Consider the following 23,692-nt stretch of genomic DNA (forward strand, 5'->3'; position numbering starts at 1 on the left):
TCAAATACAGGAATTCACATGAAGAAAACACAATGCTGGTTACTCGTTATTTTTGTCACTATGCTGGCAGGCTGTGCAGATCATATGACCTTCGAGCAAGCTCAATCGGCGGAACAAGTGGGCTTCTTTCACGGTTTATGGCACGGCCTTATTATTATTTTTTCATGGTTGGCTTCCCTCATTTTTGACGATGTCGCCATTTACGCAATATACAACAATGGGGGTTGGTACGACTTTGGTTTTGTTTTAGGTGTTGGCGGGTTTGGTTTCGGCTCTGGCTTGTTCAACAGTTCCGAATAATGATGACCCTGGTTCACTGCAGACTGAATTGCCGGTGAAGAAGCCCCGGGTTCAGCCCTTGAAAAACAGGTTGACGAACAACTAAACTCAGACGGTAAAAAATTATTGGCTGACCAGGCGATGACCGCGATGGGAAAAGGTTACCTTATCGACCTTGCAAAACTAACCGACAATCATCACCGCCCTGAGACTATAAACAACACGCGCAATTACGCTTAGTTTTCTCCATCTGTCCAATACCTGGATTGAATGTATTGGTTGGATCCAGCGATTTGTAAAAGTTGCGCAAACCTTCTTCTGCCGAATACAAATGGCCTACGTTGTGCTCGGCGGGATATTTTGCGCCCCGGGAATCCAGCAATGCCAACATGTCTCTTTTGACGTCCTTTGCATCCACGCCTTTCTTTAGCACATAATCCTGGTGAAAGACATGACAAAAGAAATGTCCGTAGTACAACTTTTTATCAATTTTGTCTTCAATATGAGCTGGCAGTGTTTCTTCCCAATGTATTTCATTTCGACGCAATGCGATATCCAACGCAAGCATATCTCCCACTTCCTTTTCGTGTAATAGCTGATAACGCATAGCTGCACCCGCTGCAGCAAAACGATTGAGAAAAGCGGCCTGGGTTTCTTCCTTATTACACTCGAAGAAGTCACCTGCATCAGCGTTGTTTGAAAAAAAGTCTGTGAGGTAATCCCGCGCTTCTTTAATACCTTCACCACTCATTTTTAAAATCAAATGGTGCTCGTAACGCGCTCTGTAAGTCTCCAGCGCATGGGGCAAATGAGACGGAAATAATGTTGCTACGCCCTGCATCACCCGGTCGGTGAGAAAACGAGGAACAAATTTGGTCTTATTCAACACCGCGTCGATACGGCCTTTTATAGCGAACATCCTGGGTAAACGATCCGTTCCAAGATGTTTTACGGCCAGGAAGGTATCTTTGCCGTAATCCCTGGAAATATCAAAGATATCCCGGTGCATATATTCCCCAACTTCAGGTAAGCACTCAAACTCAGTCAACACATGTCGTCTAAGCGCAGTCAGGGTGGCTGGGTTATTGGTGCCAATGTAAAAAGTTTGCTCTTTCTCAGCTACCGGAAAGGTATCTAGACGAACCGCAAATACCGCAATTTTTCCTGCGCAGCCACTGGCTTCAAATAACCTGGATGTATCTGCGTTGTAACGACTCGGCGTGTCGGCGTTAACATCGCGAAGCAGAGCTTCGTAATCAGACGCACTGGCTTTCGCTTCGGTAGACAGATCATCTAGAATAAAGGCTTGGCTTTCAAGGTTACTCAGAATTTCTTCAGGCGTGCTGCCTAAGTCAATACCAAGGTGATTTACTAGCGCTAGTTCACCGCGCTCATTTACCCACGCAAACACGGATAATTCGGTATACGCAGGCCCCCGTTTGACTAATGCACCACCAGAATTATTTGCAATGCCCCCGACTACTGTTGCACCAAGACTGGATGAGCCGATTACCGAATGTGGCGCTCGGGAGAGCGGTGCCAGTGTCTTCTCAAGCTTGTGTAGCGTCGTGCCTGGTAAGCAAACTACCTGCTCACCCTCTCCCAGAATCATTAGCTTATCCATAGCCAGTGTGTTGATTACCACAACTTCGCGATCGTAATCATTGCCCGAGGGTGTAGATCCCTCGGTTAACCCTGTTTTTGCAGCCTGCAAAATAACGATGCAATCATTGCTTACACATACTTGCAAAACTTGCCAGTACTGCACCAGAGTTTGAGGAAACACGACCGCCAGCGCGCTGCCTTTACCAGAGCGCCAACCCGACCGATAGTGTTCTGTCTGCTTATCACCAGTTGTGACAAAACGAGAAGACACCACAGAGATAAGTTGTGTTACGACAGGATGACAAGTCATGAATATACTCCAATACAAACGATAGCCTGTGTATGTTACAAAGCGCTGGCCTTCGCGGATTTTCTACAAAATTTCGGGGAGTCAGTTGCGAAGTTCGCCGCACAATGCAACATACTGTACCTTTCAAGTGGCCATGAATATATAGTAATTTGTGATATGATTATTTCCTTTTTTGAACAAATTACCTTTGGTAGCTGGTATGGTAAAGGCCGACGATATTCTGCTATTTATTTCCGTTGTGGAAGCCGGTTCATTCTCGAAGGTATCGGAAAAACAAAACATCACCTTGTCGGTGGTCAGTAAACGTATTTCCCGACTTGAAAAAGCTTTGAATGTTCCATTGCTATACCGCACAACGAGAAAGCTGTCTCTGACTCACGGCGGTCAGGCGCTATACAAAAAGGCGAAAATTGCGCAACGGGCCTTTCAGGACGCACAGGATGTGGTATCCGGGTTTGGTCTTGACGTAAAAGGGCGAATTAATATAACCATGCCAGTAGTTACCGCCAACCTGGTTCTAAACAGCGCATTAGCAGAATTTTGCGAACAATACCCGGATATCAGCGTTTCCTTACATGTCTCAAACCGCGTCGTTGATCTGGTGGATGAAGGCTTTGATTTGGCAATTCGAACTACTCATTTAGAGGATTCATCCTTAGTTGCACGTCGTCTGATTGACTCTTCCTGGGTAGTGTGTGCCAGCCCTCACTATTTAAAAACAAAGGGTATTCCCGAACATCCGGACGCCTTATCAACCCATGAATGCCTGATCTACCAATCCCCGGGAACCGACACTCGCGATTGGTATTTCAAAGATGAAGAAAAACACATGCACGTAACAGTCAATGGACGTTTCTACGCCAATACCTTGGACTCACTCAAGCAACTCGCACTGGATGGGATGGGTATCGCCTACCTGCCCAAAGCACTGGTATATGATGCCTTGCACGAGGAAACACTCTCCCCTGTATTGTCGACTTACACCGCCAAACGACTGGGCATATTCGCCGTGTATCCTAAATCCCGGCAACCAGACAGAAAACTGGCCCTTCTGGTCGAGCACTTTCGCACAGCACTGCAGCGGCAAGCGCACTGTTATTCCTAGCGCCCAGCACAATTGTTAATCAAAAATGAAAAAAAAGTGTTTGCGCTTATACTTACCAGAGATTTCCTGTCTTTCTCATCATTTCATTTTCAGGTAATCTCTATCTACTATAAAAGAATCATAAAAGTCGTCTAAAATCATGAAGTCGCACTTCCTCGGGACGTTCCTGGAAGAAACGCAGAAGAAAAACGACATACTCTTCGCCAACACGTTGTTAAAGGAAAAGTAAACATGCAAACCTCGCTGCCAATGGCGTTATATAAGAACTTTCTCGGACATGCACCGGACTGGTATAAGAAAACCATTGTGGCATTTCTTATTGCAAACCCCTTTTTATTTATGGTGGATACCTACATCGCGGGCTGGGTTCTGGTCATTCAATTTATCTTCACTCTTGCCATGGCACTAAAGTGTTACCCACTACAGCCAGGTGGCCTGCTTCTCATTGAGGCCATGTTTATCGGCATGACGTCGCCGAGTCATATGATGCACGAGATAGAAGTCAACCTAGAAGTGCTCCTGTTGCTCGTATTTATGGTGGCCGGCATTCACTTTATGAAAGATTTGCTGCTATTTCTGTTCACCAAGCTCGTCATTAGGGTGAAAAACAAAATGGTACTTTCACTGGCCTTTATTACGGCATCGGCCTTTTTATCAGCGTTCCTGGATGCGCTAACAGTGGTAGCCGTAATTATCGCAGTGGGTCTGGGCTTTTATACCATTTATCACAAGGTGGCGTCTGGTAAAGAGTTTCATCACGACCACGACCACACTGACGACAACAATGTTCAACAATTGGGAAAAGACGATTTAGAAAACTTCCGTGCATTTTTACGTAATCTGATGATGCATTCCGCTGTTGGTACCGCATTGGGCGGAGTAATGACCATGGTTGGTGAGCCACAAAACCTGATTATTGCAGATAAGGCCGGCTGGGACTTCGTTGAGTTTGCTACCCGTATGGCCCCCATCACCGTACCGGTGTTTGTATTTGGTTTACTCACAACGATAGTACTGGAGAAAACAAAACTATTTTCTTATGGCGCTCAACTGCCTGCAGCAGTCCGAGAGATTTTGGTGTCTTACGACAAACACATGGACGAAGGTCGCACAAATCGCGATAAGGCTCGCTTAGCTGTGCAGGCCCTCATAGGAGTATGGCTTGTGGTTGGTCTGGCTGGTCACTTCGCTTCCGTAGGTTTAATCGGGTTATCAGTGATTGTTCTTGCTACATCTGCAAGTGGTATCATAGAAGAACATGCTCTAGGTAAAGCCTTTGAAGAAGCATTGCCTTTTACCGCGTTACTTTGTGTATTCTTCGGTGTCGTAGCCGTTATTATTGATCAGCAATTGTTCCAGCCTGTCATTCAGTGGGTGCTGTCTTTCGAAGGTGAAACCCAACTCGTTATGTTCTACCTGGCCAATGGCGTCCTATCAATGGTCAGTGACAATGTTTTTGTGGGTTCTGTATACATTACGGAAGTAATGGCAGCATTAGAGCACGGGCAAATTACCCGAGACCAGTTTGACTTACTTGCGGTTGCCATCAACACAGGTACAAACTTACCGTCAGTGGCAACACCCAACGGCCAGGCGGCATTCTTGTTCCTGTTAACCTCTGCAATTGCACCGCTGTTGAGACTCTCATATGGCAAAATGGTGATGATGGCACTGCCGTATACGGTGGTACTCACCTTAGTGGGTCTGGCAGCCACCTATTTTGGACTGGTTGACACTACGCAGACACTGTACGATATGCATCTTATTGAACATCACTCGGCATTACCCGCCTCGGGTGCCGAATCTCACTAGGATACATCGCTCACTATGAGTATTATTCATTGGATTAGTGGCCAGGCAGAACACAGAGCTGCCTGGCTATTGCTATTTATATCTGCGTTTGGGTTACTCGCTACAGCATTGTTTTTACAACATGTAAATGGGCTGAACCCATGTGTCATGTGTATTTACCAACGCACTGCGGTTATCGGCGTCATGTTGTCTGCACTTCTGGTACTTCTCGTTAATAACGGCATCACCAGAATGTTGGCCTTTGCCGGTTGGGCTGTATCGTCTGTGTGGGGTTTCCTGATTGCCCAGGAACACTATGAAATCATTCACAGCAACTCGCTGTTCGCCAGTTGTGAAATAGTTCCCAACTTCCCGTCTTTTATGCCCTTGTACAATTGGCTCCCTGCCCTGTTTGAAGCCAAGGGAGACTGCTTGGACGACGGTTGGCGCGTGGCGGGCTTGGGTATGCCTGAGTGGATGATGGTCATCTTTGGGGTCTATGCCACACTATTCATTGTCGTATTTGGTTGCCGCATTTTAGATAAGAAACCCTTTTGATTGATTTAACCATTCTCCCTTCCCGGTTACCGTCCATAGCTACCACCTCTGCGCCCATTGTCGTTGAGCGTGCGAGCATAAGGCATGCTGAAGCACTCAGTGAAGCGGCGCAAAAATCCATTGTGCACGTGCGTCCCTGGTTGGGTATTCATCTGTGTCCGGTAACTCCGGCTCAGGCGCGACAATGCATACAAGAGCTCGACGCAAAGCGCACTGAGGGCTACGGCATTACCTATTTACTAATGATGAACGAAAAATGTCTGGGTATGGGTTTTATCAATTACATCCACCCTATACATAAATCCGCTAATCTAGGCTTCTGGATAAGACCAGAAGCTTGTGGGCAAGGTTTAGCAGTTGCATTATGTGAAACCCTGTTAAAATTGGCTTTTCAACAAATGGATTTACATCGGTTGGAACTTTTTATTGAACCGAACAATAAGGCGAGCTTACGGGTTGCCGAGAAAATAGGCGCAGAAAAAGAAGGATTTTGTCGCAAACGTATATTTGGTCGCGATGCACTCTTGTACGCGCTAACAGCAAATTAACGTATATAAACCAGCTATTGGCTGCCTAATCCTTGTTTTCCAGCGGCCAACTGGCAATGTAGTCTTCGAAATGTTCCAGATCTACATCTGTTTCAAACACCGCTTTACCTCTCACTGACATACCGGACTGGTGCATTCTGGCTTTCTTCCCTTTGTTTAACAGAGGGTGCCAGGAAGGCAAACCCTGTCCCTCTTGCAACCGGCGATAACTGCAACTGGGGGGCATAAAAAAGATGTCTTTCAGGTTTTCTTTGGTGAGTTTCACGCAATCTGGCACTAACACCGTGCGTTCATTATATTTTGTACAAGCACACGTTTTGGTATTCAGCAAAGAACACGCAATATTGGTGTAGATAATTTCCTCACCTTGGCGCAACACATCTGTTGGTGCAGCTTCGTCAGCTTCTTCGTCGTCGATAAACTTGTGCAAACAACATTTGGCACAGCCATCACAAACTGACTCCCACTCATCATCTGTCATAGCCTCTAATGATTTGGTTTCCCAAAATCGTTCGCTCATACCACCACACTTGTTGTTACGGATAGATTTTGTCCAAGAGCCGCTGTGATTGAATCACCAGCGTGCAACGGCCCTACGCCTTTGGGCGTGCCTGTTAAGATTACATCTCCAGCTTGCAAAGAAAAGACATGAGACATCTCGGCGATAAGCTCGGCCATAGGCCTTATCATGAATTTACTGTTACCTTGCTGACGAGTATCACCATTGATATGCAAAGAGAATGTAATGTCCTGGAGATCGCTAAACTGACTCACTGGTATGAAACAACTAAGCGGACAACTAAAATCAAAAGCTTTCGCGCGTTCCCACGGATAACCTTTGGCTTTCAGCGACGACTGCACATCGCGAAGGGTAAGATCCAGCCCCAGCCCCACTCCCCATATCGCGGCGAGAACATTATCTTTAGAAGCCTTGCACAAAGGAGCTTTAAGTAAAACCGTCAACTCCAGTTCATTGTGACACGCTCCCAACGCGTCCGGTATGACGATAGGCTCTGACATGTGGCACAATGCTGGTTGTGGCTTCATAAACAACAAGGCGTCATCAGGCACTTCGTTATTTAACTCCTGGACATGGTCGAGATAGTTACGACCCACACACAACGCCCGGGTTACTGGCAACCCTATGGGCTGTGCGAGCTCATTGAGATGTTGGTACATATCAATAACCTTTGTTTATTCGGTCCGCTAAGTAACTAACGGAAAGACCAAAGTACGATGAGCGATTCCACTTCATCAAGGTATGAAAATTATTGTATACCAAGTACAAACGCCCGCTGGGACCATCCGGCATGATTAGCGACGCTTTTACATCTACTGCGGGTAAAGGTGACATATCAAACTTTCGCACTCCCCTGGCTTGCCAGGTTGACAGTGGAACAAATTTATCTTTGTCCAAGCCGCTGTGTTCACCATGGTACTGAGCAGTAAATTTCACCTGCCTGCCCCAGGTGTAACTGTCGTCCCAGCCTTCGCTGGCCAAAAAATTGGCAATAGATGCAAATACATCCGCAGGCGTGCCCCAAATATCTTTTTTGCCATCGCCGTCATAATCCACTGCATAAGTTAAAAATGAGGTTGGCATAAACTGACTTTGTCCCATCGCACCTGCCCATGAGCCCTTAAGTGCATCAACCTGAACATGGCCTTCTTGTACAATGCTAAGAGCGGCAAAAAATTGCTTTTTGAACAATGCTTCACGCCTACCTTCATACGCCAGAGAGGTAAGGGCTGAAAACACAGGGTAACTCCCTTGTATTTTACCAAAATTCGATTCATTGCCCCATAAGGCGACAATGAAGCGAGCCTGAACACCGTACTTGTTACTGATTTCGTCCAACAGTGCTTTGTGATGTTCATATAAACTTACTGCCTGCTTAACTTTCCAGTCAGGAACCCGAGTATTGAGATAGTCATCCAGCGTAATTTTCTTTTCTGGCTGATTTTTGTCCGCTTTAACCACCGTAGGACGAAAAGTCGCAGTGGCAATCGCAGCATCCACCACTGCCGGATCGTAGCCCATTTCCTTAGCTTCTGAAGCTAATTGTCGAAGGTACAGTTGATAACCCTGCTCGCTTTTCTCTGTATTACTACCTTGTGCCGCAATTGGCTGCGTAAAAATAGCCAACACCAGCACACCGAAAAACACTATAAACCTACCCATGTTCAATACCCGCATCAGCACTTTTTATCTACGTGAGGAGGCATTCCCAACGATTGCCTGTGAGATGCCAGCAAATCTTCTTGCTTTGGCGGCATCTGCAGATAAAAACCTTTCTCTTCTATGGCACCCTTAACATCGTTTTTATCTACACCCGCCAGCCGGTGATGCTTGTCTAAAGCAACAAGCATCACCAGTTCCGGGTTACCAAATTTGTCCATTAGCACATCGGGAACATCATCAAAGGCATTTTTTCCAGGCACGTAAAGATACATTCCCTCTTTCTTACGTGTTTTATAAACTGCACAAAGCATACAAAGTCTCGCTACTGGTGATTTTCTGCAGGTTCAATGGTACCGACAATATTTTCTATCTGCTCTTTCAGCAGTGGTGCGCGCCACCCCGACACTAAATCGGGAAATAAGCCCTGAACGCGATATTCATCATTGTCGAACCATTGCCATTTTAGCACCTGATTAATTTGTTTTTTAGACGCAATGACATCTTCTCCCACGCCCTGTTGCTGCGCTACCAAAGAACAAACGGCTTTAACAGCACTCATTGTCTTTTTATATTGAGGGAAATCTATGAGCCGCTTAATGCGAGTTAAACGCAAATGTGGGGGGGTATCTTCAAAAAGTGCTCTGGCTTCCTGAACTAAGGCAAGAAGTGTATCACTGTAACGTCTGAATGTTTGTGGAGGCAATCCCACATTGCTCAGCGCATTTCGACTTCCGGGCAATTTGAACGCAATATCGAACAGTTGACTTTCACGCACAACAAAATTCAAGGCGATATTTTTCTGCCGTGCAACAGTGAGTCTCCAGGCAGCCAGGTGCCTGAAGACAGTTAGCTGCTCTACATTCAGACGCCAAGTATTTTTTAACTGAAGATATGCAAACTCCGGCGGAATTTGCGCGCGTTTTTTTTCTGCCAAACCTACAATTTCTTCTGTCACCCAGTGGTATTTGTCAATCTGATTAATTCGCGCTTCCAATACGGTATAAGCAGGTAGTAAGTAAAGCACGTCATTAGCAGCATAGTGCAACTGTGCATCCCTGAGCGGTCTCGCCAACCAGTCGGTCCGCGACTCTCCTTTATCCAGGATTTTATCACACAGCATTTCCACCAATTTTGCATAACCCAGTGTGGGGCCAAGCCCTAGTACACTGGCAGCAACCTGAGTATCAAAAATGGGCGACGGAATACAATTAAAGGCAGTTAAAAATGTTTCAAGATCTTCCGAGCACGAATGCAGCACTTTCACCACATTTTCGTTTTCCATTAATGCCACAAAGGATGTCATGTCATCAATGGCCAGTGGGTCGATAAGGGCGAGCTGTTCTCCGTCGTACAATTGCAACAAGCCCAATTGAGGTGTGAGGGTTCTCGTGCGTACGAATTCTGTATCAATGGCTACAGCCTTGGCCCGGGCCGCTCGCTGGCATAGCGCCGTTAGTGCATTTTCGTCTGTGATTAATGTGTAATTCATTATATAAAACAGCCGGCAATCTTGCCGGCTGTCCTGATTAGTTAAGCAGAGCGTTTTGAGCTAGTCGCGCAATTCCCTGCGTAAAATTTTACCAACATTAGTTTTTGGCAACTCATTTTTAAATTCTACGTGTTTTGGTACCTTGTAGCCAGTGAGATGCTTTCTACAATGAGCTATGACAGTTTCCGCTGTAAGGCTACTATTTCTCGCCACGATAAACAGTTTAACAACTTCACCACTAACTTCATGAGGCACACCGATGGCCGCCGCTTCAACTACATCCTCATGCATAGCCGCGACTTCTTCGATTTCGTTAGGGAACACGTTGAAGCCTGAAACCAGAATCATATCTTTTTTACGGTCAACAATATACAAATAACCTTGCTCATCTGCTTTGGCAATGTCACCGGTAGCCAGCCATCCGTCTTTCAGAATTTCGTCTGTTTCGTCGGGACGATTGAGATAGCCCTTCATGACTTGAGGACCTTTTACCCACATCTCCCCGGCTTCACCGAGAGGTACCTCGTTGCCGTCATCGTCCAGCAAGCGAATTCCCGTTGATGGCACAGGCATGCCAATTGCGCCTTTATATGCTTCTATAGTAGGCGGATTAACAGTGACGACGGGTGAACATTCGGTGAGACCGTACCCTTCAAGTAATACAGTGCCAGTAACTTGCTCCCAACGTTCTGCCACCGGACGTTGCACGGCCATACCACCGCCCAAGCCAAACTTAAACCTGGAGAAATCCAGCTCATTGAACCCTGGCGTATTAAGTAAACCATTGAAAAGGGTATTCACCCCGGGCAAAATAGCAAAATTGTGTTTGGATAACTCTTTAACAAATGCTGGCATATCCCGTGGATTGGTGATCAGCAAATTCGGACATCCGAATTTGAGAAACAGTAAGCAGTTGGCCAATAACGCAAAAATATGGTAGAGCGGCAGTGCAGTAACGACTAAGTCCTCTCCCGGCTCAATCACAATTTCGAGGATCCCCGATACTTGCTCAAGGTTGGCAATCATATTGCGATGAGTAAGCATAGCGCCTTTCGATACTCCGGTTGTTCCCCCGGTATACTGTAGGAAAGCAAGATCATCCCCATTGACATCCACTCTTTCATAGGACAGTTTAGCTCCTGCTTTTACCGCCTGCATAAATGATTCAGCTGCGGGCAAATCGAAATCTGGCACCAGTTTTTTTACATACTTAACAACAAAATTAACTACCCAGCGTTTAGGTGCTGGCAGCATATCGCCCAGCGCAGTGCGAAGTACTTTTTTCACTGGTGTGTCAGCGACAACACTCTCCAGTGTCGCAGCAAAATTATCCACGATCACGATGGCCTGAACATTGGCATCGGTCAGTTGATGCTTTAGCTCCCGGGCAGTATACAAAGGATTTACATTTACTACTGTCATACCAGCCCGAAGGATACCGAACATAGCCACGGGATACTGCAGTAAATTGGGCATCATAATGGCTACTGCGTCACCCCGTTTCAAACCGCTGTTTTGCAAATATGCAGCGAATTGCTCGGTCAGCGCATCCAGTTCGTTAAACGTCAGGCGTTGCCCCATGTTAATGTAAGCTGTTTTGTCGCCATAGGCGGACACAGATTGTTCGAAAATATCCACGACAGATGCGTAGCGATCGGGATCGATTTCTGCCGATACGCTGGGGTCGTAATGCTCAAGCCAAATTTTTTCCACACACCCTCCGGAAGCCATTTTTCTTATTATTCGAAGAAAAAGAATACGATTTAACCAATTATTTACAACTGGTCTGATTTGTTACGTATATTATAGGATGAATAAGAAAAGATAAACGTCACTGTTTACAATTGTTCAACAAATTGCCTAATCGACGAGCCGACTTCGTCTGTTTTCTCCATGTGAATGTGATGACCACCTTCAAAGGTATGGCGTTGACTATTGCTGAACCATGTTTTTCTATTTTTATATAGCGCATTGATTTCTTTGAAGCTTTTACTGGCTGCGCCAATCCACACAGGGCAATTTATGTTGCGCATTAGCGCTTCTGCTTGTGCTTCAGTGAGCCTGAGTGTAGAACGAGTACGCAATTTGGGATCGCTGGCCCAAAAACAGTGTCCGGAAGCGTCCTGTGTTAAATTTCGTTCAATAATTAATCGTGCGTGTTCAGCCTGAATATCGGTGATAGCACAGCGAGCCTTTACTGCATCATTAAGGTTAACCACCTGCAACTTGTTACGAACTTTCTTATAGCGGCTGCGAATAGACGCATTTATCTGCTCAGCACTGGATGATTCCGCCATCGTCAGTGGTCCACATGCGTCAATACTGACAACGCCTGTCACTTGCTCCGGAAATACGGCAGCGTACAAGGTTGCCAAAACTCCCCCTAGTGAGTGTCCCAACATAATCACGTGCTCGAAGCCCTGCTTCTGAATGAAAGTGTAAATATCCTGCAAGTAGTCCATTTGATGATAATGCGCCCCGTGAGGGCGATGAAACGAGCGGCCATGTCCGGGCAGATCCAGTGCAATGAAGCGGCTGTCACGTAGGTACGGCGCTAATGGTGCTAACGACGCAGCATTGTCCAAAAAACCATGTAAGCCGATAATCACTCTCCCGCTACCTTGGTTATCCAGCGCAGACAGTGTTGTATTTCCAAGTGAAAATGCGGTTTCGATCATAACGGTTCCTCAACGCGGCAATAACTAGCAAAAAGCGGCAACTCTGTGCCGCTTTATAAGGAAAATGCTTGCCACTTGATCACTTTATTTTTGTACGGGCACCACCCGCCACCGGTGAAGGCGTAGAAGCCGAGGGCCGTGAGATCACAGCTCGGGGACGGTGAGTAGTCGGCTGACTAACACCCACATTGCCGCGAGACACGATCGGACGAGAATAACTTCTTACTACCCGGTTGTTGTAATAATATGCCGGCCCCAGACCTGCGCCAAATGCAAATGGCGAATAATAAGGTCGGTAAAACGAATAATAGTAGGGTGAATACCAGCCTAGTCGATAGTCAAAAAACATAGGGTGAATAAAATTCACCGAGTTGACCCGCCAAAAGTGGAAGTTACTACCCGCTAGCCTGGGGTACATGTAAGGTTGTTCGCCCACCATACCAGCAATAGGCGCTTTAACCTTACCAACAAACGTTACTGCGCGTCCTTCTTCAAAGTTAATTGGGTCTACAAACCCGTCCATTTCAACTTTAAAGCGCCCAATTGTCTCTTCTCTGGTATTGGGTCTACCATAGTGATTGAGTGGAAAATTGACGACTTCTACAAACGTTTTATCATCTTTGTTCTCAACTCCGACAACCACACCACCCCAGCGCGCAGTTTGCCCTCGTACCATTTCTCCGCCTGTCACCGCCTTGTTATAACTTACAAGATTGGTTCCCTCTGGCACGGCAATATCATCTGGTATGATAGAGCAGCCTGCCATCAACACTACTGTCACCAGCATGACAAAACTACGTAACATGTCGCCCCCTCAAAATACACATTTCTACATACTTAGTATTGCTAACGTAAGCTGAATGGAAACTGAATACAACCGCCTAAAAGTATTTAGCATAGACAAGAGGTGTTACGCGTATATATCCACGCCAAGGAGTTGCCGGATATTGTCGCGTTGTGTTTCGCGCTCAAGACTCTGATAAGCTGCGACAACCCCCCGACCTCGGCCTTCCGGTTGATCGTAGCCAGTTTGCTGATGAAATTTCTGGGCCGAATTCAGCACGGCATCAGAGGAGCTAGAGCGAATACTATTGGCGTACTCTACTGCCTCAGTCGCTGCACTCGACGGCTCACTACTGCGGGCATCGATACGTTCAGGCTGCTTCTTCTGAGGCGCCTGCTCTGGTCTGATAATACTAAACCCGGACTGAATTTCCACGAACTATCGCTTTTCCTTTACCCGTCGCTTATCCACTACTCTTCACCGCTGTATTCGGCAGGGAACTGCTCGGAACGAACGTTGACTCAATTCTACTGCACCAAATACAAGCAATTTAGGCGCCATTATTCTCTACCCGGTAATTTTTTCCAGGTAACCTTGTCGCGCAAGTAAACAGGTTCAACTTCCTCAGGGAGACTCACCCGCCCTGTTTCAAAAAGAACCCGTCCCAGAGGCAGCATGAATTCAGCCCGTGGGTACAACACTTGTGGCGCGCTATCGAGCTGCGATGATAGCGCTTCATACGCTTTCCAACCAGTGCCAACGGCAACATACGCTGCGGGCAATAAGCCGGCGGCCTGCTCTGGCGGACAAACTATCTCTTGGTCAACCAAAGTTGCCACACCATCTACATTTTGGTAAACCGCGAAGTACACCTCTCCCATTCTCGCATCAATAGCGCAGGCAACACATGAAGTCTGCGTATCATCTAGTGCTTGTTGTGCCATAGCCGCTAACGTGCTGACGCCTGCCACCTTTAATCCTGTACCGAGAGACAGCCCCTGAATCATACCTGTGGCAATTCTAACGCCGGTAAAACTGCCGGGCCCTCGCCCGTATATTAATCCGTCTAAATCTGCCAGTGATAGGCTGGCCTCTGTTAGTAGTGCATCAACCATAGGCAGCAAACGTTGACTGTGCTGCTGTGGGCAAATCTCAAAATTGGCAATTACACTACTGCCAGCGTACACAGCCACAGAGCACGCTTCAGTAGCGGTATCTATTGCAAGGAGTTTCATTGTTATTTCTCGCTATTCAATAGCTTTTAAAAAAGCATCAACCACGTCCAGAGAACGGGTTCGTTTCATATTCGGCAGGCTGGAGACAAACGTCTGAGCGTAATTTTTCGTCACTAGCCGGTTGTCACATATTACAAGTACGCCTTTGTCTGACGGATCGCGGATGAGCCGCCCTGCGCCTTGTTTCAAAGTGATGACTGCCTGCGGTATTTGGATTGCTGCAAAGGGGTTTGCCCCGCGTTTTCTCACATCTTCTATGCGTGCTTGCAACAGAGGATCGTCCGGCGAAGCAAAAGGTAGTTTATCAATCATTACGCATATGAGATCACTGCCTCGCACATCAACCCCTTCCCAAAATGCACCGGTGCCCAGTAACACCGCCCGCTCATCAGCTAAATACGCGTCAAGCAAAGCTTGTTTGGTCGTGGTTCCCTGTACCAGTAGCGTATTATCTACTGCGTCCTCTAAACGCTTTGCAATCTCTCTTAACATAGCGTGACTCGTAAAGAGCAAAAAACAGCGCCCTCGACTAGCCACGATCAAGCGCTTGGCGGTCTCAAACAGCGTTTCTCTCATTGCATAACTGTTTGGTTCAGGCAAGTATCGGGGCACGCAGAGCATGGCTTGTTGCTGATAGTCAAAAGGGCTTTCTAATTCTAATGTACGGGCATCTTCGAGTCCCATACGTTTTTGGAAATGAGTAAAACCACCATCTACTGTTAGCGTTGCGGAAGTAAATACCCACCCCCGGGAAACCGCATTGATGAAACGACGGAACTTTGCGGCAATGGAAAGAGGTGTAAGATGAAGAATCATGTGCCTGTGTGTGGTTTCATACCACAGACTTACGCCTTGTTGCTCCGCATCGCACAACGCTGCGAGTTGCTCTCGCGTCTGCACCACCCTTTCGTAAATATTGTCGAGATCTTTATCGCGGCCAATATGGAGTTTTATGACCTCGTGTAGCACGCCGATGCCATCAGTTAACCGTGCTATCTGGATTTTTACATCGTCTCGCTGCAAAGCTTCAGCCCAGTTACCTCGTTCAGGGTTGTCGGGAAACAATAAACGCAGATCAGCAGCCGCTATTCTGCACTTTTCTGCAGTTTTATCCAGTTGCTCTGCATCTTTTAAAACCGTGCGATACAACACATTAATATCTTTCGCCAACTCCTGTATCTGACGGGTAGACACCGCCTCGCCGAAATAATCGCTGGCAATGTCCGGAATTTGGTGTGCCTCGTCGAAAATAATGGCGTCCGCCTCCGGAATGAGCTCTCCAAAACCAGTATCTTTTAGCGCCATATCAGCGAAAAAAAGATGGTGATTGACCACGATGATATCGGCCTCCAAAGCTTTTCGCCGCGCCTTAACCAGGTAGCAGTCTTCGTATTGGGGGCAATCCCGCCCCAGACAATTGTCTACCGTTGAGGTTACTAATGGCAGTACTTTGGCATCTTCCGGCAAGGTTTTCAGTTCGCCTATATCACCGGTTCTTGTAGTCTCGGCCCAACTTCTAACAGTTGTCAGTTGGCCCAGAACCTCTTTTTCTACGAGTACTGAGTTACCTCCGTGCTGCCCCATTCGATGCAAACACAGATAATTGGCCCGCCCTTTTAACAGCGCTGTTTTTCGCCGGCTCCCCAGGGCTTTTTTCACTACCGGTAAATCACGGTGATACAGTTGCTCCTGCAGATTTTTCGTTCCGGTGGAGATAATAGCTTTGCCTTCGGCTAAAAGCGCCGGGCCCAAGTACGCAAATGTTTTCCCCGTGCCCGTGCCGGCTTCCACAATGAGACTGTGCTGGTCATCCAACGCTGATTTAACCGCTTTCGCCATATTGGTTTGTGCATCACGGGGCATAAACCCTAGAATGGCCTTAGCGAGCAACCCGTCAGATGTAAAAAGATCAGAAACTGATGGCATAAAAAACCACTACAAATCGAAAGGCGTTATTATGCCAGATTCTTACGCGAAAAGGAGGGTGATTTCACTGCACCCAAGACCTGTTTACTTGCCTGTTAGCGCGTAGAATACACGGTACGCCCACGGTGACAGGATCAATGGTTGTTCCGATTGCAGTACTTCATCAATGCCACTTAACACTTCCCGGTACACCCCATCGTACAGCGACGACATAAAAGTCGGTGCTACGGTGTCAGGTGACAAATTTAGTACAACCAGTACTTTATGATTGTCCTTCATTCTAACAAAGCTAAATACTCTTTTGAGGTCGTTACTGGGCACTTGAATCATGGTCGCACCGAAAGGGCCGTTCCCCAGTGCGGGAATGATCTTTTTAAATTTAATCAGCGCTTTATATAAATTCCCAATGCTGTGTGCCTGCCACACAATAGGATCCCTTTCAAAAAAAGCCAATCGCTTGCTCTCACCCGCTTCCTGACCGTTGTAAATGAGAGGCATGCCTTCGCCAATCACAGACAGCACAATTGCCGCTTCAAGTGCCTCGCCAAATTGCTCATATTGAGTACCGTCCCAGGCATTTTTATCGTGATTGCTCACAAAGGTCATCCTGTACGCAGACGACGGCCAGCTTCGCTCATTCCACGAATAGTATTTTCGCAACTTGTCCAATCCGCATCGCTGGTGCGCGATATCGTGCATCACTTCATTCCACGACCAGGCATAGGTCATATTAAATGCGTATTCGTGTAAATCGCGGCTCTCCCACTCGGCGAGCATGAATACCGGCTTTATACTATCGAGTTCACTGCGTACCTGCTCCCAAAAATCAATGGGCACATAGCCGGCAACGTCGCAACGATAACCATCAATGTCATGCTGCTCAACCCAGTACTTCATTGCAGTTATCATGTAGTTTCGCAGTGCCTTGTTATCGTAGTCAAATTCGATAATATCATCCCAATCCCACCAGGGAGACGGACGAAACTGCTCTTCGTGGTCACGGGCGTACCACTCTGGATGCGATGCAACCAAAGGGTTATCCCAAGCGCTGTGGTTGGGAACCCAATCCAGGAGCACCTTCATATTTTGAGAATGTGCCGCGTCTACAAGGGCATCGAGGTCGTCCTTTGTGCCAAACTCTGGATTAACCGCAAAATAATCTTTTACCGCATAGGGGCTGCCTAACTCGCCTTTGCGGTTTTTCTCCCCAATTGGATGAATGGGCATTAACCACAAAATATCGACCCCGAGATTGCGAATTTCTGGAAGCCGCTCTTGCACGCTGCGAAAATCGCCAGCTTCGCTGAATTGCCGGGTGTTAACCTGATATATCACCGCGTGTTTTGACCATTCCGGCTGCTCGACCCGATATTTAGAAGTGGCGCTGTTTACAGATGGCATAACGCTTTCCTCAGCTTATGTTAACTCTGGGCATTGTCTATAGATACTAAGAAGCGAAAGAAATAGTTTGTTGATCTAAAACAACAGACTAATAACGCCCAATACCAATACCCAAAGCGCAAAGAACACTTTGACCGTAGCGGGGGAAAAAGCCAGCACAACATAGCGCGCTAACCGCCCCCCGACAATGGCACCAGCACCCGCAAATAACACCACTTCCCATACTACAGAGTAGGCAATAAATGCGTGATAGATCACCCCAGCCCATACGCTAAACGCACTGAGGATGACCGCGGAAGCAATTGACATGGTCACACTAAACCCCCGCATGATGAGGTAAACTGCAACAAGTTCGCCCACGCCGACAGACAACCAGGCTGTGATTGCTCCTCCGATAAAGCTCACTACAGGCAGGGCCAGTAAATCTATCGTGGTAAGCGTACCCGAGGATGGTACCCGTTTCATCAGCGGCACTGTGGCAAAAATCATGGCGCCCAGTATGATTGAGAATACACCGAACGTTACGTGCAGTTGATCCGGGCTCGCACTAATGGTGTTTAGCAGCGGAATATCGTCACCGGCGAATTGCACCATAACAAGGCCACACCACGCTGCCGGTATCGACAAAACCAATGAAGATGGCAGTGCCTGCCATTGGGCGGAAGATTTCCCACCAGCGCGATAGAATTGCCACCAACTACACGCCCCTGCGGTCATGCCGCAGCACTGAATTGCAAAGCTCGTAGCAACAATATTTATCGGAGAGAAACCAATTTGCTGAAAAACAGGTACGAAGACTACACCTCCACCAGCTCCCGTGGCATTGGCAAAAATTGCTCCCACCACACCTAGTAAACTAAATACACTGTACTCTGCTACCAGTGACACTGACGCTCCCAGGCTAATAAAACCAGCCATCCATAGAAAAACCAAACCCAAAGGTAGCGCGGACAATGAAAACTTCTTTAACACAACCTGACTTTCACACGTAAGGACATAGTGCTCAGCACTCTGCCAGAAACACAATAGATTTTACAACACTCTTGTGTGCAACGAGTGTGATAAATTTTCCCAACTGACCTTATTGCGATGCATAAGGCGATTGTGATTTGACAAAGATCTCAGTACATTGCACATCACTATAACAAGGATTCGGTGCTACGGAGATCCACCATGCTTACACAACTTTTACGCATTTTCACCTCTAGGGTACCCGCTGCGGGTATGCTGTTTTGTTTAATCTCGTTCAACGGCTTTGCCGCCTCTGTTTGGGAAGTATCAAAAAATGGAAATACAGTATTTTTAGGGGGTACCCTTCACATTCTGAGCCCCAGTGATTATCCCTTGCCCTCTCCCTACAACAAAGCTTACGAAAACGCCGATACTATCGTATTTGAAACCGACCTCGGTGCATTGAACTCTCCCGAATTCACACGGCGCATGATGGCACTTATGATGTACTCGGACGGCAGAACAATTAAGGACGATTTGTCAGCAGAAACCTACAAACAGCTCAGCGAATTTTTAGCATCCCGAGGCTTGAGCATTCAGCAGGTCAGCGCCATGAAACCTTCGATGTTGGGCATTACTCTATCGATGTTGGAAATGCAGCGCCAAGGCCTTACCAGTCAGGGGGTTGATAACTTTTTTTTCACACAGGCTGGGAATGATGGTAAGGGTATTGACTGGTTCGAAACCCCTGAACAACAACTGACTATTCTCGCTAACCTCGGTAGTGGTGAAGAGGACGCGTATATTCGCTACACGCTGGATGAACTCAAGACCATGCCTGATTTGCTCAGTCCGCTGAAAAAATACTGGCGCACAGGTGATATGACTGGCCTATACGACTTTTCAATGGCTGAATTTAAAGCTGACTATCCGGATGTATATAACGACGTGCTGACGAATAGAAATAAGGCATGGTTACCGAAAATTGAAGCTTTCCTGGCGACACCTGAAACTGAATTTGTACTGGTTGGTACCATGCATATGGCCGGGGAAGAAGGTGTGCTGGCCATGCTAAAAGCAAAAGGTTACAGCGTTTCAGTGTTTCACTAGCTTTTTTTTGCGAACCAACCGCTTAGCGAGGTGTCCACGATTTGCGACACCTCGCTTCTCTCTTCGATGTCATCACTGTCACAAAACTATCGTAAGCATTTGTTTTAAAAAAAATAGTCAGCTTGCGCACGGTTATTGCACTCCCTGATAACGTCGCCCATTGCGGTTTTCCTCTATTACACATAACCGTAATTCAACAGGAGCCGTGCAGTTAATTGAATCCAGCTAATGGAGTACACTATGCGAAATTATTTACGCCGATCATGTCCCACTATCGCCTTACTACTTTTGATCGCACTTTCTGGTTGTGCGTCCATGGGAACCGGTACCATAGCTGAGAAACGGGAAGCCATTCTCACCATGCAGGATACTGCCCTCGCGCAATTGTATCGCGAAAAACCGGATACCAAAGCACAACTGGAGAATGCCCCTGGTTACGCTGTTTTTAGTAACGCCAACGTAAATGTCATCTTTATTTCTGCCGGAACCGGATACGGTGTGCTAAACAATCAGATAACCGGGAGTAAGACTTATATGAACATGGCTGAAGGCGGCGTAGGCTTGGGCATTGGAGCCAAAGATTATCGCATTGTAATGGTGTTTCACACCCTGGAAGCCATGGATTACTTTGTAAGCCACGGATGGACTGCCGGTGGCAATGCAGACGCAACAGCAAAAGCCGGACAAAAAGGTGTAACCTACACTGGGGAAGGCTACTTTGGCGACGTTACTGTCTACACCATGACTGAAAGCGGACTCGCTCTACAGGCAACGGTAAAAGGAACCCGGTTTTGGATTGATCCTCAACTCAACTAAGCAGTCAAATTACTACTTCGCGGTGGTCCGCAACCTGCCATTTGTAGGCGAGCAATATAAATAAAAGGATTCTTTGGCAGCCATAACCGGCACCACCGCCACAACCGACAATTCACTTGCCGGCGGCACTGTTTTCCCGTCAACACTTTCAATGTCAAAAATCCGTATTTGACATCTCCCAAAACACATGCAAATATTCACATATATCAAATTGAACATATGTGACTTTATGAATGCGTTACAGCTTTTTAAATGCTTATCAGACGACACGCGCTTGAAATCAGTGCTGTTAATTCATCAGTTTCAGGAAGCCTGCGTGTGCGAACTCATGGAGGCCCTACTTATGGACCAACCCAAAGTGTCCCGCAATCTGGCTGCGTTGAGAAAGTGCAATATTCTGCTTGATGAGCGGCGAGGCAAGTGGGTGTACTACAAAATGCACCCTCAGCTTCCTGCATGGGCAAAAAACGTGATTGAACAAACTGCTGTGGGCAATTGCGATGAACTGTCAGACGTTACCAAACGATTTCAGGCTTGTCAGATTCAAAACAGCCGTTGCTGCTAGTTAATACAGGAAAACTCATGAAAATACTCTTTATTTGTACTCATAACCGTTGTAGAAGTATATTAAGCGAAGCCATTACCAACAGTGTTGCAGATGGTATTATTGAAGCAAGAAGTGCGGGCAGCCAGCCAAGTGGTCAAGTTCATCCGCTGTCTGTAAAATACCTGCGAGAACAGGGATACAACACTGACGGTCTTAAAAGCCAGTCGTGGGACGAGTTTGAAGACTTCGATGCTGACGTCGTCATTACCGTTTGTGATTCAGCTGCTGGTGAAGCCTGCCCAGTTTGGTTTGGCAAAAGCATCAAAGTTCACTGGGGTCTGGAAGACCCGTCAAAGGTAGAAGGTACAGAATCTGAAATTAAAAAAGCCTTTCTAAACACCATCGACATCATTCGCTCCCGCGCCGTTAAAATGGTTGAAATCGCGCAGCAATCGCCTGATGCAGACGCGTTGAAAAAAGCGCTGAATGCACTGGGGGCGCAATAATGTCGGCACCAACCTCCACTACTCCTAATATTGATGACAGTCAGTTCCGCCGTCCTGAACTGGAGAAACTCATACCGACTCTTTCCCCGCACAAGCCTCGCATTTTATTGCTGTATGGCTCCTTACGCGAACGCTCCTTTAGCCGTCTGGTTGTCGAAGAAGCGGCAAGACTGCTTGAGAAGCTAGGTGCCGAAACGCGTATTTTTGATCCTCGCGGACTCCCCCAAACAGATACAGAAGACGACAGTCATCCCAAGGTACAGGAATTGCGTGATTTGGTGATCTGGTCAGAAGGCCAGGTATGGTGTTCACCCGAACGTCACGGTGCCATGACCAGTATTTTTAAGAGCCAGATTGACTGGGTGCCTTTGAGTTTAGGGGGGGTAAGACCAACTCAAGGGAAAACCCTTGCCCTAATGCAAGTCTGTGGTGGTTCACAGTCATTCAACACCGTAAATCAAATGCGAATTCTGGGCCGCTGGATGCGTATGGTCACCATTCCAAACCAATCTTCCGTGCCGAAAGCCTTTTTGGAATTTGATGAAGACGGCCGGATGAAACCATCGCCTTTCTACAATCGCATTGTGGATGTTGTAGAAGAGTTGATGAAATTCACCCTGTTATTGCGAGACAACAAAGACTACTTTGTCGATCGTTATTCAGAACGTGTGGAAAGTGCTGAAGCACTTAGCAAACGCGTCAATCAAAAGTCAATCTAGGAGCCTTGGAATGGGATTATTTGAGCGCTATTTATCAGTATGGGTTGGTTTGGCAATCGTTGTAGGGTTAATTACCGGTAACCTATTTCCCGACGTATTTAAGGCGGTTGCTGCCCTGGAATTCGCCCATGTAAATTTAGTCATTGCCGTACTTATTTGGCTAATGATTTACCCAATGATGGTGCAGGTTGATTTTTCTTCTATCAAAGACGTGGGTAAAAAACCCAAAGGTCTTGTATTAACTCTGGTTATCAACTGGCTTCTCAAGCCATTCTCCATGGCGTTTCTCGGCTGGCTGTTTTTCAAAGGGATTTTTGCTGACTGGGTAGATCCACAGACTGCTTCCGAGTATATCGCCGGCATGATTTTACTAGGTGTCGCCCCCTGCACAGCAATGGTATTTGTATGGAGTCAACTCACCAAAGGGGACGCCAACTACACCTTGGTGCAAGTATCTATCAACGACATCATCATGATATTTGCATTCGCTCCACTGGCTGCATTGCTGTTGGGCGTAACTGACATCACAGTGCCTTGGGATACATTGCTGTTGTCCGTCGTTCTTTACGTAGTGATCCCCCTAGTGGCTGGGGCATTTACACGCAGTAAACTCGACAAGGCTGACGATCACTCTAGGCTGAACCAGTTTCTTGCCCGCATGAAGCCTTGGTCTGTTGTGGGCTTGCTGGCGACCGTCACCTTACTGTTTGGCTTTCAATCGCAAACCATTATTGACGACCCTCAGGCCATTGTGCTCATAGCCATTCCTTTGCTAATACAAACCTACGGGATCTTTTTCCTAGCTTACTGGATTGCAAAGAAAATGCGCCTAAAGCACAACGTAGCAGCACCAGCCTGTATGATTGGTACGTCTAACTTCTTCGAGTTAGCCGTCGCTGTAGCAATTTCACTATTCGGACTGCATTCAGGTGCCGCATTGGCCACTGTGGTAGGCGTACTGGTAGAAGTGCCGGTTATGCTATCGCTGGTATGGTTTGCTAACCGTACACGACATTGGTTTAACTAACCCTACCCCACATTGGTTAATTACCCGGTGACTGAGGCTCAGTGAGTTATCACACTGAGCCTTATATAAAACTGTAAGGCTTTAATCCTGGGAATGGCAGGCATCTCAACGTTTAACAATTTCCC

At 47.0% G+C, this 23,692-nt stretch carries 25 protein-coding genes; 11 read left to right on the top strand and 14 right to left on the bottom strand.

Annotated features, from left to right (window positions below):
* Nucleotides 1-18: 18 nt before the first annotated feature.
* Nucleotides 19-300, top strand: coding sequence for a hypothetical protein (locus tag KO518_RS16095; RefSeq protein WP_216026802.1), 282 nt, complete (start codon nt 19-21; stop codon nt 298-300).
* Nucleotides 301-490: 190 nt separating this feature from the next.
* Here KO518_RS16095 and dld read toward each other — a convergent pair whose 3' ends face one another.
* On the bottom strand, nt 491-2,194 hold the full coding sequence (dld, locus tag KO518_RS16100) for a D-lactate dehydrogenase (protein ID WP_216026803.1): 1,704 nt from the start codon (nt 2,192-2,194) through the stop codon (nt 491-493).
* Nucleotides 2,195-2,366: 172 nt separating this feature from the next.
* Between dld and KO518_RS16105 the strand changes: the two genes are divergently transcribed.
* From KO518_RS16105 to KO518_RS16120, 4 genes are all read left to right on the top strand, one after another.
* Nucleotides 2,367-3,299: a LysR family transcriptional regulator gene (locus tag KO518_RS16105; RefSeq protein WP_252736151.1), complete on the top strand. Its 933-nt coding sequence runs from the start codon at nt 2,367-2,369 to the stop codon at nt 3,297-3,299.
* Between the two features lie 231 nt (nt 3,300-3,530).
* Nucleotides 3,531-5,111 (top strand): sodium/proton antiporter NhaB, encoded by a 1,581-nt coding sequence (gene nhaB, locus KO518_RS16110; RefSeq protein WP_216026804.1) that lies wholly within the window; start codon nt 3,531-3,533, stop codon nt 5,109-5,111.
* A 15-nt stretch (nt 5,112-5,126) separates the two neighbouring features.
* Nucleotides 5,127-5,648 carry a disulfide bond formation protein DsbB gene (dsbB, locus tag KO518_RS16115; RefSeq protein WP_216026805.1) on the top strand — a complete coding sequence of 174 codons (522 nt, stop codon included), beginning with the start codon at nt 5,127-5,129 and terminating at the stop codon, nt 5,646-5,648.
* A complete protein-coding gene (locus KO518_RS16120) occupies nt 5,645-6,196 on the top strand; it encodes a GNAT family N-acetyltransferase (RefSeq protein ID WP_216026806.1) in 552 nt (183 codons plus the stop codon). Before dsbB ends, KO518_RS16120 begins: the two co-directional genes overlap by 4 nt.
* A 25-nt stretch (nt 6,197-6,221) precedes the next feature.
* Here KO518_RS16120 and KO518_RS16125 read toward each other — a convergent pair whose 3' ends face one another.
* The 13 genes from KO518_RS16125 to KO518_RS16185 form a co-directional block, all read right to left on the bottom strand.
* A complete protein-coding gene (locus KO518_RS16125) occupies nt 6,222-6,716 on the bottom strand; it encodes a YcgN family cysteine cluster protein (protein WP_216026807.1) in 495 nt (164 codons plus the stop codon).
* Nucleotides 6,713-7,375: a fumarylacetoacetate hydrolase family protein gene (locus KO518_RS16130; protein ID WP_216026808.1), complete on the bottom strand. Its 663-nt coding sequence runs from the start codon at nt 7,373-7,375 to the stop codon at nt 6,713-6,715. Before KO518_RS16130 ends, KO518_RS16125 begins: the two co-directional genes overlap by 4 nt.
* A gap of 1 nt (nt 7,376) precedes the next feature.
* Complete coding sequence (locus tag KO518_RS16135) at nt 7,377-8,378, bottom strand: lytic transglycosylase domain-containing protein (protein WP_216026809.1); 1,002 nt, start codon at nt 8,376-8,378, stop codon at nt 7,377-7,379.
* Between the two features lie 14 nt (nt 8,379-8,392).
* On the bottom strand, nt 8,393-8,689 hold the full coding sequence (locus tag KO518_RS16140) for a YcgL domain-containing protein (protein WP_216026810.1): 297 nt from the start codon (nt 8,687-8,689) through the stop codon (nt 8,393-8,395).
* A gap of 11 nt (nt 8,690-8,700) precedes the next feature.
* A complete protein-coding gene (gene rnd, locus KO518_RS16145) occupies nt 8,701-9,867 on the bottom strand; it encodes a ribonuclease D (protein ID WP_216026811.1) in 1,167 nt (388 codons plus the stop codon).
* Between the two features lie 60 nt (nt 9,868-9,927).
* The gene (fadD, locus tag KO518_RS16150; protein ID WP_216026812.1) at nt 9,928-11,580 is read right to left on the bottom strand and encodes a long-chain-fatty-acid--CoA ligase FadD; all 1,653 of its coding nucleotides are present in this window, start codon (nt 11,578-11,580) and stop codon (nt 9,928-9,930) included.
* 125 nt (nt 11,581-11,705) lie between these two features.
* On the bottom strand, nt 11,706-12,545 hold the full coding sequence (locus KO518_RS16155) for an alpha/beta fold hydrolase (protein WP_216026813.1): 840 nt from the start codon (nt 12,543-12,545) through the stop codon (nt 11,706-11,708).
* A gap of 79 nt (nt 12,546-12,624) precedes the next feature.
* On the bottom strand, nt 12,625-13,350 hold the full coding sequence (locus KO518_RS16160) for a Slp family lipoprotein (RefSeq protein ID WP_216026814.1): 726 nt from the start codon (nt 13,348-13,350) through the stop codon (nt 12,625-12,627).
* 105 nt (nt 13,351-13,455) lie between these two features.
* Nucleotides 13,456-13,764 carry a hypothetical protein gene (locus tag KO518_RS16165; RefSeq protein WP_216026815.1) on the bottom strand — a complete coding sequence of 103 codons (309 nt, stop codon included), beginning with the start codon at nt 13,762-13,764 and terminating at the stop codon, nt 13,456-13,458.
* Between the two features lie 125 nt (nt 13,765-13,889).
* On the bottom strand, nt 13,890-14,564 hold the full coding sequence (gene tsaB / locus KO518_RS16170; RefSeq protein ID WP_216026816.1) for a tRNA (adenosine(37)-N6)-threonylcarbamoyltransferase complex dimerization subunit type 1 TsaB: 675 nt from the start codon (nt 14,562-14,564) through the stop codon (nt 13,890-13,892).
* A 12-nt stretch (nt 14,565-14,576) separates the two neighbouring features.
* Entirely contained in the window at nt 14,577-16,490 is a 1,914-nt protein-coding gene (locus KO518_RS16175) for an ATP-dependent DNA helicase (protein ID WP_216026817.1), read from the bottom strand.
* A gap of 84 nt (nt 16,491-16,574) precedes the next feature.
* Nucleotides 16,575-17,891 (bottom strand): alpha-amylase family glycosyl hydrolase, encoded by a 1,317-nt coding sequence (locus KO518_RS16180; RefSeq protein WP_216026818.1) that lies wholly within the window; start codon nt 17,889-17,891, stop codon nt 16,575-16,577.
* 75 nt (nt 17,892-17,966) lie between these two features.
* Nucleotides 17,967-18,863, bottom strand: coding sequence for a sulfite exporter TauE/SafE family protein (locus KO518_RS16185; protein ID WP_371742341.1), 897 nt, complete (start codon nt 18,861-18,863; stop codon nt 17,967-17,969).
* A gap of 201 nt (nt 18,864-19,064) precedes the next feature.
* On the opposite strand from KO518_RS16185, the gene KO518_RS16190 reads away from it, so the two are divergent.
* From KO518_RS16190 to arsB, 6 genes are all read left to right on the top strand, one after another.
* The gene (locus KO518_RS16190; protein ID WP_216026819.1) at nt 19,065-19,952 is read left to right on the top strand and encodes a TraB/GumN family protein; all 888 of its coding nucleotides are present in this window, start codon (nt 19,065-19,067) and stop codon (nt 19,950-19,952) included.
* Between the two features lie 240 nt (nt 19,953-20,192).
* On the top strand, nt 20,193-20,768 hold the full coding sequence (locus KO518_RS16195) for a YSC84-related protein (RefSeq protein WP_252736153.1): 576 nt from the start codon (nt 20,193-20,195) through the stop codon (nt 20,766-20,768).
* Between the two features lie 229 nt (nt 20,769-20,997).
* Nucleotides 20,998-21,333, top strand: coding sequence for a metalloregulator ArsR/SmtB family transcription factor (locus KO518_RS16200; protein ID WP_216026820.1), 336 nt, complete (start codon nt 20,998-21,000; stop codon nt 21,331-21,333).
* Between the two features lie 17 nt (nt 21,334-21,350).
* Nucleotides 21,351-21,821: an arsenate reductase ArsC gene (locus tag KO518_RS16205; RefSeq protein WP_216026821.1), complete on the top strand. Its 471-nt coding sequence runs from the start codon at nt 21,351-21,353 to the stop codon at nt 21,819-21,821.
* Entirely contained in the window at nt 21,821-22,540 is a 720-nt protein-coding gene (arsH, locus tag KO518_RS16210) for an arsenical resistance protein ArsH (RefSeq protein WP_216026822.1), read from the top strand. The genes KO518_RS16205 and arsH overlap by 1 nt, the downstream gene beginning before the upstream one ends.
* A 10-nt stretch (nt 22,541-22,550) precedes the next feature.
* On the top strand, nt 22,551-23,567 hold the full coding sequence (arsB, locus tag KO518_RS16215) for an ACR3 family arsenite efflux transporter (RefSeq protein WP_216026823.1): 1,017 nt from the start codon (nt 22,551-22,553) through the stop codon (nt 23,565-23,567).
* Nucleotides 23,568-23,692 lie beyond the last annotated feature (125 nt).

Source organism: Aestuariibacter sp. A3R04 (genome assembly GCF_018860805.1).
Classification (GTDB): domain Bacteria; phylum Pseudomonadota; class Gammaproteobacteria; order Enterobacterales; family Alteromonadaceae; genus Alteromonas.

Coding starts and splice junctions, on each gene's coding strand:
- KO518_RS16095 (WP_216026802.1), top strand. CDS start 19: ATGAAGAAAACACAATGCTGGTTACTCGTTATTTTTGTCACTATGCTG.
- dld (WP_216026803.1), bottom strand. CDS start 2,194: ATGACTTGTCATCCTGTCGTAACACAACTTATCTCTGTGGTGTCTTCT.
- nhaB (WP_216026804.1), top strand. CDS start 3,531: ATGCAAACCTCGCTGCCAATGGCGTTATATAAGAACTTTCTCGGACAT.
- dsbB (WP_216026805.1), top strand. CDS start 5,127: ATGAGTATTATTCATTGGATTAGTGGCCAGGCAGAACACAGAGCTGCC.
- KO518_RS16125 (WP_216026807.1), bottom strand. CDS start 6,716: ATGAGCGAACGATTTTGGGAAACCAAATCATTAGAGGCTATGACAGAT.
- KO518_RS16130 (WP_216026808.1), bottom strand. CDS start 7,375: ATGTACCAACATCTCAATGAGCTCGCACAGCCCATAGGGTTGCCAGTA.
- KO518_RS16135 (WP_216026809.1), bottom strand. CDS start 8,378: ATGGGTAGGTTTATAGTGTTTTTCGGTGTGCTGGTGTTGGCTATTTTT.
- KO518_RS16140 (WP_216026810.1), bottom strand. CDS start 8,689: ATGCTTTGTGCAGTTTATAAAACACGTAAGAAAGAGGGAATGTATCTT.
- rnd (WP_216026811.1), bottom strand. CDS start 9,867: ATGAATTACACATTAATCACAGACGAAAATGCACTAACGGCGCTATGC.
- KO518_RS16155 (WP_216026813.1), bottom strand. CDS start 12,545: ATGATCGAAACCGCATTTTCACTTGGAAATACAACACTGTCTGCGCTG.
- KO518_RS16160 (WP_216026814.1), bottom strand. CDS start 13,350: ATGTTACGTAGTTTTGTCATGCTGGTGACAGTAGTGTTGATGGCAGGC.
- tsaB (WP_216026816.1), bottom strand. CDS start 14,564: ATGAAACTCCTTGCAATAGATACCGCTACTGAAGCGTGCTCTGTGGCT.
- KO518_RS16175 (WP_216026817.1), bottom strand. CDS start 16,490: ATGCCATCAGTTTCTGATCTTTTTACATCTGACGGGTTGCTCGCTAAG.
- KO518_RS16180 (WP_216026818.1), bottom strand. CDS start 17,891: ATGCCATCTGTAAACAGCGCCACTTCTAAATATCGGGTCGAGCAGCCG.
- KO518_RS16190 (WP_216026819.1), top strand. CDS start 19,065: ATGCTTACACAACTTTTACGCATTTTCACCTCTAGGGTACCCGCTGCG.
- KO518_RS16195 (WP_252736153.1), top strand. CDS start 20,193: ATGCGAAATTATTTACGCCGATCATGTCCCACTATCGCCTTACTACTT.
- KO518_RS16200 (WP_216026820.1), top strand. CDS start 20,998: ATGAATGCGTTACAGCTTTTTAAATGCTTATCAGACGACACGCGCTTG.
- KO518_RS16205 (WP_216026821.1), top strand. CDS start 21,351: ATGAAAATACTCTTTATTTGTACTCATAACCGTTGTAGAAGTATATTA.
- arsH (WP_216026822.1), top strand. CDS start 21,821: ATGTCGGCACCAACCTCCACTACTCCTAATATTGATGACAGTCAGTTC.
- arsB (WP_216026823.1), top strand. CDS start 22,551: ATGGGATTATTTGAGCGCTATTTATCAGTATGGGTTGGTTTGGCAATC.